The organism is Streptomyces sp. NPDC054840, from assembly GCF_053611065.1.
The window spans coordinates 1-8828 of record NZ_JBSGZP010000281.1; the positions used below are offsets into that span (position 1 = coordinate 1).

Consider the following 8828-nt stretch of genomic DNA (forward strand, 5'->3'; position numbering starts at 1 on the left):
CGCCCGGGACTACCGCACGCGGGCCGACCGCTGGCGGCGGGGCAAGGCGGCCGAGGCCGACCTGCGGGCTTGGAAGGAGGGCCGCACCGGCTACCCCGTGGTCGACGCGGCCATGCGGCAACTCGCCCACGAGGGCTGGATGCCGGGCCGCGGCCGGCTGCTCGCCGCGTCCTTCCTGACCAAGACGCTCTACATCGACTGGCGCGCAGGAGCCCGTCACTTCCTCGACCTGCTGGTCGACGGCGACGTGGCCAACAACCAGCTCAACTGGCAGTGGGTGGCCGGTACCGGTACCGACAGCCGTCCCAACCGCGTGCTCAACCCGGTGATCCAGGGCAAGCGCTACGACCCCGACGGCGCGTACGTACGGCGCTGGGTCCCGGAACTCGCCGGGCTGCCGGGCCCTTCGGTGCACGAGCCGTGGCAGCTGGCCGGCCTGGATCGGGCGCGCTACGACTACCCGGACCCCCTGGTCGGCCTCTCCGAGGGGCTGGCCCGCTTCCGGCGGGCCCGGGGTAAGGACGGTCCGTGATCCCACCGGCTGTCGGTGATCGCCGCCGAGTGCCAGACTGGACGGGTGTTCGGAAGGTGCCTGGCCCGGGCCCGTCACGTGTCCGCCGCCGCTGTCACCCTCGCCGTCTCGCTCGCGCTGTGCGCGGGGGCCGCACCCGTGGCGGCCGCGGACGGCGGGGCCGACCCGGCCCGCACGGTGGACATCGGCGGCGGCCGCCGGGTGCTGCTGGACTGCCGCGGATCCGGATCCCCCACGGTCGTGCTCGTGTCCGGGGCCGGGGGTGCGTCGGACGAGTGGACCCACATCGCGGACGCCGCGCGGCCGGAAGCCGTTCCAAAGCCCGATCCGTCGGCGGTGCTCACGGACGTCGCCCGGTTCACCCGGGTGTGCGCCTACGACCGCCCCGGCACGACCCGGCTGGACGGCACGCCGAACCCCTCGACGCCGGTCACCCAGCCCACCACGGCGGCGGCGGGCGTCAGGGACCTGCGGGCGGTGCTCGCCGCGGCCGGTGAGCACCCGCCGTACGTACTGGTCGGCGCCTCCTGGGGAGCGATGATCGCTTCGCTGTACGCACGGACCGAACCGGCGCGGACCGCGGGGCTGGTGACCCTCGACGGCGCCTCGCCGTTCCTGAAGGACACCCTGACACCGGCCCAGTGGGCGACGTGGATGGACAAGATCCGGGCCATGGACCCCGGGAAGGGCCTCGAAACACCCGACTACCCCGCTGCCGTACGCGAACTGCGCGAAGCGCCGGCCCCGCGGCGCGGCCTGCCCGCCGTCGTACTCACCTCCGACCGACCGTGGGACCTCGCGATCGGAGGCGGATCGACCTGGCCGGCCTGGCTGGCCGCCCAGCGACGCCTGGCCGAGGACCTGCGGGCCCGGCATGTCACCGACACCGGAAGCGGCCACGGGATCGCCGTCGAGCGGCCGCGACTCGTCGCACGGGCGATCCGCGACGTGGTCGAGCAGGTCCGCGCCGGTCAGGAGCGTTGAGGGGGTCCGCCGCTCCCTTCTCCTCCCGGAGCGGTCGCTGCCACTTCGCACAGGCCGCGCAGCACGCCCAGGGCCTCCCGCAGCCCGCCGGGGCGCAGCATGCCCGGGGCGGGGGCCGGCCCGGCCCAGCCCGGGCCCGCCAGGAGGACCGTGGTCCGGGCCAGGGCGCCCTTGACGCCCCAGGCGGTGTCGGTGACATGCCGGGCCAGGGCATGGTGCGCGGTGGAGCGGGCCTGGGCCCACAGCACGACCGCGGCAGGTCCCGTCCGGCGCACGGCCTGGACGAGCGCCTCCGGCGGCACCGCTGCACCGAACATCCGGGCGGGCAGGCCCAGTTCGGCGAGACCGGCGGCCAGGGCCTCCAGCGGGAGGGTGTGCTGCTCGCCCGGTACGCACGCCAGCAGGATCGGGGGAGCGCTCGCCCGGGGCCCGGACAACGCCCCGATGCTCACACGGCGCAGCGCTGTCGAGACGTGCCAGGAGAGCAGGTGTTCGACCTCGACGTACTGGTCGCCCGAGGTCTCCCACTTGCGTCCCACGGCGTGCAGGGTCGGCGCCATCACCTCCTCCCAGGTGGTGACGAGGCCGTACTCGCCGATCAGGGAGCCGAGCATCTCGTCCATGGTCGGTGAATCGAGGCGGACGGCGGCCCGGCCCAGCCCCCGGCACTCCTGCCGCACGTCGCCGAGCGGCAGGCCGTTGCCCGATCCCGGCTGACGGGCCGGTGCGGGGGAGGCGGCTGCGGGCGCGGCGGACACCGGCCCGGCCCGGGCGGCGCGCGCGGCCTCCGCGGGCGGTACCCCCGACGCGGTCAGGCGGCACATCTCCTGCAGGAGGGCGATGTCACCGGGGGTCCACCGCCGGTGCCTGCCGTCCTCGCGGGCGGCGGGTCCGATGCCGTACCGCCGGTCCCAGGAGCGCAGCGTCGTAGGGGCGACCCCGAGCCGGCGTGCCACCGCGCCGGTGGTGACTCCGTGCGCGGGCCCGGCGCTCTCGCCGGTCTCGGAGGGCTCGGAGGTCCGGGAGGGCTCGGAGGTCCGGGAGGGCTCGCCGGGCCGGGTGGGCTGTGCGGGCTCGTTCATGGATCCATCATGCGACGCACAACCGACGCGAGTGGAATCGATGCGCGGCGGGTCGGAACCTTGACGGCGAACCGGTTTCCGGCCCCGAGGAGCAGCCGCCATGACCGCACAGAGCGTCACCCCCCGTATGTCCCCCGCGGCCGCCGCCCTGGAGCAGCTCCTCGACCACGAGCTCGCCGAGGGTTTCGTACGCGGTGACGAGCGGTGCCTGAGCGCCGCGTACCGCCGCTGGGGCGGGCTCGTCCTCGCCCTGGCGGCCCGCAGCCTCGGCGATTCCAGGGAGGCCGAGGACGTCGGCCAGCAGGTCTTCCTGGCCGCCTGGCAGGGCCGCGCCAACTACCGGCCGGAGCGCGGGCCGTTCCCCGCCTGGCTGGTGGGCATCACCCGGCGGAAGATCGCCGATGCCCTCACGGCCCGTACCCGGCGGCTCCACCTGGTCGCCGCGGCCGACGCCGGCCTGCCGCCCACGGGCGAGCCGGTGGCGGGGCAGGAGACCGTCCTGGACCGGCTGCTCCTCACCGGCGAACTGGCGAAACTTCCCCGCGCGCAGCGGGAGGTACTGGCCATGGCCTTCTACGCGGACCTCACCCAGGCGCAGATCGCCGAGCGCACCGGACTGCCGCTGGGCACCGTCAAGAGCCACGCCCGGCGGGGGCTGCACCGGATGCGCCACTGCCTCGGTGGCGAGGCGCGCGGCAGCGGCGGCAGCGGCACCAGTGGCGGCGGTGGCGGCGGTGGCGGCGGTGGGGCGGCGGTTCCGGCCGGCCCCCGGCGCCCGTCGGAACAAGATTCCCATCCGCGGACCGACCGGCACCGAAGTACCCGTGAAACGGCCGGCACCGGCCGTGCGGGGCAGGCGAGCGCGAGGGGTTGAGCGACGTGGACCGGCGGAGAGTCGCTGTGGTGGGCGGGGGCGTGGCGGGGCTGACGGCCGCACACATCCTGCAACGCACGTACGACGTGGTGCTGTACGAGGCGGACGACCGCCTCGGCGGCCACGCCCACACCCATGAACTGACCACCGAGGACGCGGGAACGGTCCACGTGGACAGCGGTTTCATCGTGCACAACGAGCGCACCTACCCGCACCTGCTGCGGCTGTTCCGTGAACTCGGGGTCACCACGCAGGAATCAGAGATGAGCATGTCCGTACGGTGCGACGGCTGCGGACTGGAGTACGCGGGCGCCCGGGGCGCGGCCGGACTGCTCGGCGGAGGCAACCTGCTGCGCGGCCGCCACCTGCGCATGCTCGCCGAGGTACCGCGCTTCCACCGCGCCGCCCGGCAGCTCCTCGCCTCCCCCGACGGCGGGCAGACCCTGGGGGAGTTCCTCGACCGGAACGGCTTCTCCCGCTACTTCGTCGGCCACTTCGCCATCCCGCTCGTCGCGGCCGTCTGGTCCTGTGCGCCGGACACCGCCCTCCGGTACCCCGCCCGGTACCTCTTCCGCTTCCTGGCCCACCACGGACTGCTGTCCGTCAAGGGATCCCCGCAGTGGCGTACCGTCACGGGCGGTTCGGCCGACTACGTGGCCAAGGCCGCCAAGCACCTCAGCTCCGTCCGCACCTCGACCCCCGTCCGGGCCGTCGTGCGCGCCGCCGACCACGCGCGCGTGCTCACCCCGGACGGCGACTCGACCCCGTACGCCGCCGTGGTCGTCGCCGTCCACCCCGACCAGGCGCTGCGCCTGCTGGCCGATCCGACCGAGGACGAGGTCCGGATCCTCGGCGCGTTCACCTACTCCCGCAACCCCACCGTGCTGCACCGCGACACCTCACTGCTGCCCCGCTCCCCGCACGCGCGCGCCTCGTGGAACTACTGGCTCCCCTCCTGCTCCGCGCGGCCCGAGAGCGTCCAGGTCAGCTACGACATGAACCGGCTCCAGCAACTGCCGACCGCCGAGCCGCACATCGTCACCCTCAACGCCCGCGGCCGGGTCGACCCCTTCGACGTGATCGCCCGCATGGTGTACGAACACCCCGTCTACACCCCCGGGTCCGTCGCGGCGCAGCAGGAACTGCCCCGGCTGAACACGTCCGTGACCGCCTTCGCCGGCGCCTACCACGGCTGGGGCTTCCACGAGGACGGCTGCCGCTCCGGCGTGGCCGCCGCCGAGGCCCTGGGGGTGCGGTGGTGAACGGCACCTCCGCCGGGCGGGCCGCCCCGCCCCGCGTACCGGCCCTCTACGACTGCACGGTGGCCCACTCCCGCACCACCCCCGTCCGCCACGCCTTCCGGCAGCGCACCTACGTGTGGCTCATCGACATCGACGACCCACCCCGCATACCCCGGGCGCTGCGCCCGCTGGCCCGGTTCGACGCCCGCGACCACTTCGGCGGCGAGGCCACCACCCTGCGGGCGGGCCTGCGGGCCGAGCTCGCCGCCCACGGCGTGGCGGACGCCGACGGCCGCGTCCTGATGCTCGCCCACGCCCGGGTCCTCGGCCACGTCTTCAACCCGCTCACCCTCTACTGGTGCCACGACCGCGCCGGCACCCCGGTCTGCGTCGTCGCCGAGGTCCACAACACCTACGGCGAGCGCCACTGCTACGTGCTGCGCCCCGGCGCCGACGGACTGGCCGACGTCCCCAAGGACTTCTACGTCTCGCCGTTCTTCGCGGTCGAGGGCTTCTACCGGATGCGGCTGCCCGTCCCCGGCGACCACCTCGACCTGACCGTCCAACTGCGCCACGGCGACGGGACCTGCCCCTTCACCGCCACCGTACGGGGCCGCCACCGCCCGGCCGGCGTCCGCACCCTGCTGGGGGCCGCCCTGCGCCACCCGTGGTCCACCGCCCGGGTCTCCGCCGGCATCCGCTTCCACGGCATCCGCCTCTTCCTCCGCGGCCTCCCGGTCCGCCCCCGTCCCGTCCGTCCCCCGCAGGAAGGCACCCTGTGACCGTCTCGTACATCCCGGCCCACGAGAGCGCGCTCGCACCCGTCGACCCGGCGCGCTGGCCCGACGTGGCCCGGCCGCCCCGCGCCTCGACCCTGCGTACCGCCGTCGCGGAGCGGATCATCGGCCGGGCCCTCGCCCGGCTTCCGCTGAGGGTCCGGCACGGGGCCCGGGAGCCGTCCGCCTACGGTGTTCCCCGGCAGGCCGGAGCGCTGCCCACCCTCACTCTCCACGACGCCGCGGCCTTCCACCGCCGGATCGGCGCGGACGGCCTGATCGGCTTCGGCGAGTCGTACATGGCCGGGGAATGGGACAGCGACGACCTGGTCGGCGCCCTCACCGTGCTCGCCACCCACGTCGACGACCTGGTGCCGGCGCCGCTGCGCGGGCTGCGCGAAGCCTGGGTACGCCGGCGCCCGGAGCGGCAGCGCAACACCCCCGAGGGGGCGCGGGAGAACATCCACCGCCACTACGACCTGTCCAACGAACTGTTCACCCTGTTCCTCGACCGGAGCATGAGCTACTCCTCGGCGGTCTTCGCCGCCTTCCCCGCCCAGCCCACCACCTTCACGGCCGCCCAGCACCGCAAGATCGACCGGCTCCTCGACCTCGCGGACGTCGGACCGGGCACCCGGGTACTGGAGATCGGCACCGGCTGGGGCGAGCTGGCGATCCGGGCCGCCTTCCGGGGCGCCGAGGTACTGACCGTGACGCTCTCCGCCGAGCAGCGCGACCGGGCCCGGGAGCGCATCGCCGCGGCCGGCCTCGGCGACCGGGTCACGGTCGAACTGCGCGACTACCGCCACGTCGAGGGCTCCTTCGACGCCGTCGTCAGCGTGGAGATGATCGAAGCGGTCGGCGCCGAATACTGGGCCACCTACTTCGCCACCCTGCGCCGGCTCCTCGCCCCCGGCGGCCGCGTCGCCCTGCAAGCCATCACCATGCAGCACGAGCGCATGCTGCTCACCGCCCGTACGCACACCTGGATCAGCAAGTACATCTTCCCCGGCGGGCTCATCCCCTCCCGCGAGGCGATCGCCCGCGCGAGCGCGGCGGCCGGACTGGACACCGTGGCGGACGACGGCTTCGGGGATCACTACGCGGAGACGCTGCGGCTGTGGCGCGAGGAGTTCGACCGGCAGGCCGGCTCCGTCGCCGCCCTCGGCTTCGACCGCACCTTCCACCGCATGTGGGAGCTCTACCTCGCCTACTCGGAGGCCGGATTCCGCTCGCGCTACCTGGACGTACGCCAACTGCTGCTCACCGCCGACCACCACGGGCCGATGGAGCCCCGATGACCCTGGACTGGGGTGCGCTGTCCCTCAACCTGGCCGCCGCGGCCGGCGCCGCGTTCACCGTCATGCTGGCCACTTTCGCCGTCGCCACCGTCAAGGGCCTGCACCGGATCGTCGACATCGCCTGGGGGGTCGCCTTCGCCGCGGTGGCGCTCACCAGCTGGCTGCTGTCGGCCGGGTACGGCGACGACGGCCGGCGTCTCGCGGTCGCCGCCGCGACCGTCGTATGGGGACTGCGCCTGGCCCTGCACATCGCCGGGCGCGGCCGGGGCCACGGCGAGGACCCGCGCTACGCCCGCATGCTCGCCCGGGCGCCGGGCAGCACCCGGCTCTACGCCCTGCGCAAGGTCTACCTGCTCCAGGGTGCCCTGGTCTGGCTCGTCTCGCTGCCCGTGCAGGCCGCGTCGTACGTGCCCGTTCCGCTCGGGCCGCTCGCCGCCGCCGGCCTGCTGCTGTGGGCGACGGGACTGCTCTTCGAGGCGGTCGGGGACCTCCAGCTCGCCCGCTTCAGGGAACGCCCCGAACACCGGGGCGCGATCATGGACAGGGGCCTGTGGAGCTGGACTCGGCACCCCAACTACTTCGGTGACTTCCTCGTCTGGTGGGGCCTCTACCTGCTGGCCTGCGGGACCTGGCAGACTGCGGCACTCACGCTGGTGTCACCGCTGGTGATGAGCGCGCTGCTGATCTGGGGCAGCGGCAAGAGACTGTTGGAGGCGCACATGGCGGACCGGCCCGGGTACGCCGCCTACGCGGCCCGCACCAGCGGGTTCTTCCCGCGCCCGCCGCGCCGCATACGCCGGGAGGCGGGGTGACGGCCAGGACGGAGCGGGAAACCGAGTCCACGGGCGAAGGCCGCGCCCTCGTGCTCCGTACGTCCCCCGCCACACCGGCGGCCGCGGTCCTGCTGCTGCACGGAGGACGCGAGGAGGGGCCGGAGCCGCCGCCCCTGGTCAACCTGCCCGCGCTGCGGATGCGGCCCTTCGCGGCCGCCGTCGTCCGGGCGACGCGCGGACGCGACGTCCTGGTGGCGGAGGTGCGCTACCGGCACCGCGGCTGGAACGGCTCCCGCTGCGACGCCGCCCGGGACGCGGAGGCGGCCCTCGCGCGGCTGCGGGCGCTCGCCGGAGACGTACCGGTGGTCCTGGTCGGCCACTCGATGGGTGGCAGGGCGGCGCTGCGGGTGGCGGGCGCACCCCTGGTCCACGGAGTGGTGGCCCTCGCCCCCTGGTGTCCGCCGGGCGAACCGGTGGACCACCTCGCGGGCCGCCGGATCTACCTGCTGCACGACGAGGAGGACCGGGTCACCGCGGCGGCCGGGTCCTGGGAGTTCGTCCGCCGCTCCCGGCTCGCGGGCGCCGACGCCACCGCCATCCCGATGTCCACGGGCGGCCACGCGATGCTCCGCGGCGCGGGCGCCTGGCACCGGCGCACCGCCGCGCTCGTCACCGGCCTGGTCACTCGGGACTGAGCCCCCGGACGCGTCCCCCGGAAGGGTGAGGGACCAATCCGGCGGCGGCCGCGCTGCGAAGTCACCGGCGTGAGCATCGACAAGGCAGTCATCGAGCGGGGAGCGGCGGCGTCCCTGGCCGGCCTGGTGTCCGGCTACGCGGCACTGGCGTCGGCGGACCTGTTCGCGGCCGGGATCCGGCCCGAGGCGGGTCCGGTCACCGTCATCGGGGGAGCGGCCATCGACCGCACACCGGCCGCGGTCAAGGACTGGGCGATCCGCACCTTCGGGGCCGACGACAAGCTGGTGCTGCTGCTCGGGATCCTCGCGGTGACTGCCCTCCTGGCGACGGCCCTGGGCCTGCTCGCCCTGCGCAGGCGGCGCACCGCGGCGGCCGGTGTGTTCCTCTTCGGCCTGGTGGGAGCCGTGGCCGCGATGAACCGGCCGGACTCCGACGGGTTCACCGACGCCCTGCCGTCCCTGGCCGGCGGCCTCGCGGGCGCCGCCGCGCTGTACGCGCTGACCGGCCCGCTCGTGGCCGCCCGGCCCCCGACCGAGCGGTATGCCGCAGCCACGGGCCCCGGTACGGGC

At 75.0% G+C, this 8828-nt stretch carries 8 protein-coding genes and 2 pseudogenes; 9 read left to right on the forward strand and 1 reads right to left on the reverse strand.

The window, feature by feature from the left end; genetic code table 11:
• A partial coding sequence (locus tag ACWGIU_RS20465; RefSeq protein WP_453707757.1) for an FAD-binding domain-containing protein occupies positions 1 to 532 on the forward strand: 532 nt, incomplete at its 5' end.
• A gap of 45 nt (positions 533 to 577) precedes the next feature.
• Positions 578 to 1516: an alpha/beta fold hydrolase gene (locus ACWGIU_RS20470; protein ID WP_453707759.1), complete on the forward strand. Its 939-nt coding sequence runs from the start codon at positions 578 to 580 to the stop codon at positions 1514 to 1516.
• Here the strand turns inward: ACWGIU_RS20470 and ACWGIU_RS20475 are convergent.
• Complete coding sequence (locus tag ACWGIU_RS20475; protein ID WP_453707761.1) at positions 1504 to 2598, reverse strand: MerR family transcriptional regulator; 1095 nt, start codon at positions 2596 to 2598, stop codon at positions 1504 to 1506. The two genes, ACWGIU_RS20470 and ACWGIU_RS20475, sit on opposite strands and share 13 nt — an antisense overlap.
• A gap of 100 nt (positions 2599 to 2698) precedes the next feature.
• On the opposite strand from ACWGIU_RS20475, the pseudogene ACWGIU_RS20480 reads away from it, so the two are divergent.
• The 7 genes and pseudogenes from ACWGIU_RS20480 to ACWGIU_RS20510 all read left to right on the forward strand — a co-directional run.
• Positions 2699 to 3277 (forward strand): annotated as a pseudogene (locus tag ACWGIU_RS20480) (sigma-70 family RNA polymerase sigma factor); the annotation flags it as partial.
• Positions 3278 to 3477: 200 nt separating this feature from the next.
• Positions 3478 to 4734 carry an NAD(P)/FAD-dependent oxidoreductase gene (locus tag ACWGIU_RS20485; RefSeq protein WP_453707763.1) on the forward strand — a complete coding sequence of 419 codons (1257 nt, stop codon included), beginning with the start codon at positions 3478 to 3480 and terminating at the stop codon, positions 4732 to 4734.
• On the forward strand, positions 4731 to 5495 hold the full coding sequence (locus ACWGIU_RS20490; protein WP_453707765.1) for a DUF1365 domain-containing protein: 765 nt from the start codon (positions 4731 to 4733) through the stop codon (positions 5493 to 5495). Before ACWGIU_RS20485 ends, ACWGIU_RS20490 begins: the two co-directional genes overlap by 4 nt.
• Positions 5492 to 6790: a class I SAM-dependent methyltransferase gene (locus ACWGIU_RS20495; RefSeq protein WP_453707767.1), complete on the forward strand. Its 1299-nt coding sequence runs from the start codon at positions 5492 to 5494 to the stop codon at positions 6788 to 6790. Before ACWGIU_RS20490 ends, ACWGIU_RS20495 begins: the two co-directional genes overlap by 4 nt.
• Positions 6787 to 7602 (forward strand): DUF1295 domain-containing protein, encoded by an 816-nt coding sequence (locus tag ACWGIU_RS20500; protein ID WP_453707769.1) that lies wholly within the window; start codon positions 6787 to 6789, stop codon positions 7600 to 7602. Before ACWGIU_RS20495 ends, ACWGIU_RS20500 begins: the two co-directional genes overlap by 4 nt.
• A complete protein-coding gene (locus ACWGIU_RS20505) occupies positions 7599 to 8258 on the forward strand; it encodes an alpha/beta hydrolase (RefSeq protein ID WP_453707771.1) in 660 nt (219 codons plus the stop codon). Before ACWGIU_RS20500 ends, ACWGIU_RS20505 begins: the two co-directional genes overlap by 4 nt.
• A gap of 69 nt (positions 8259 to 8327) precedes the next feature.
• Positions 8328 to 8828 (forward strand): annotated as a pseudogene (locus tag ACWGIU_RS20510) (molybdopterin-binding oxidoreductase); the annotation flags it as partial.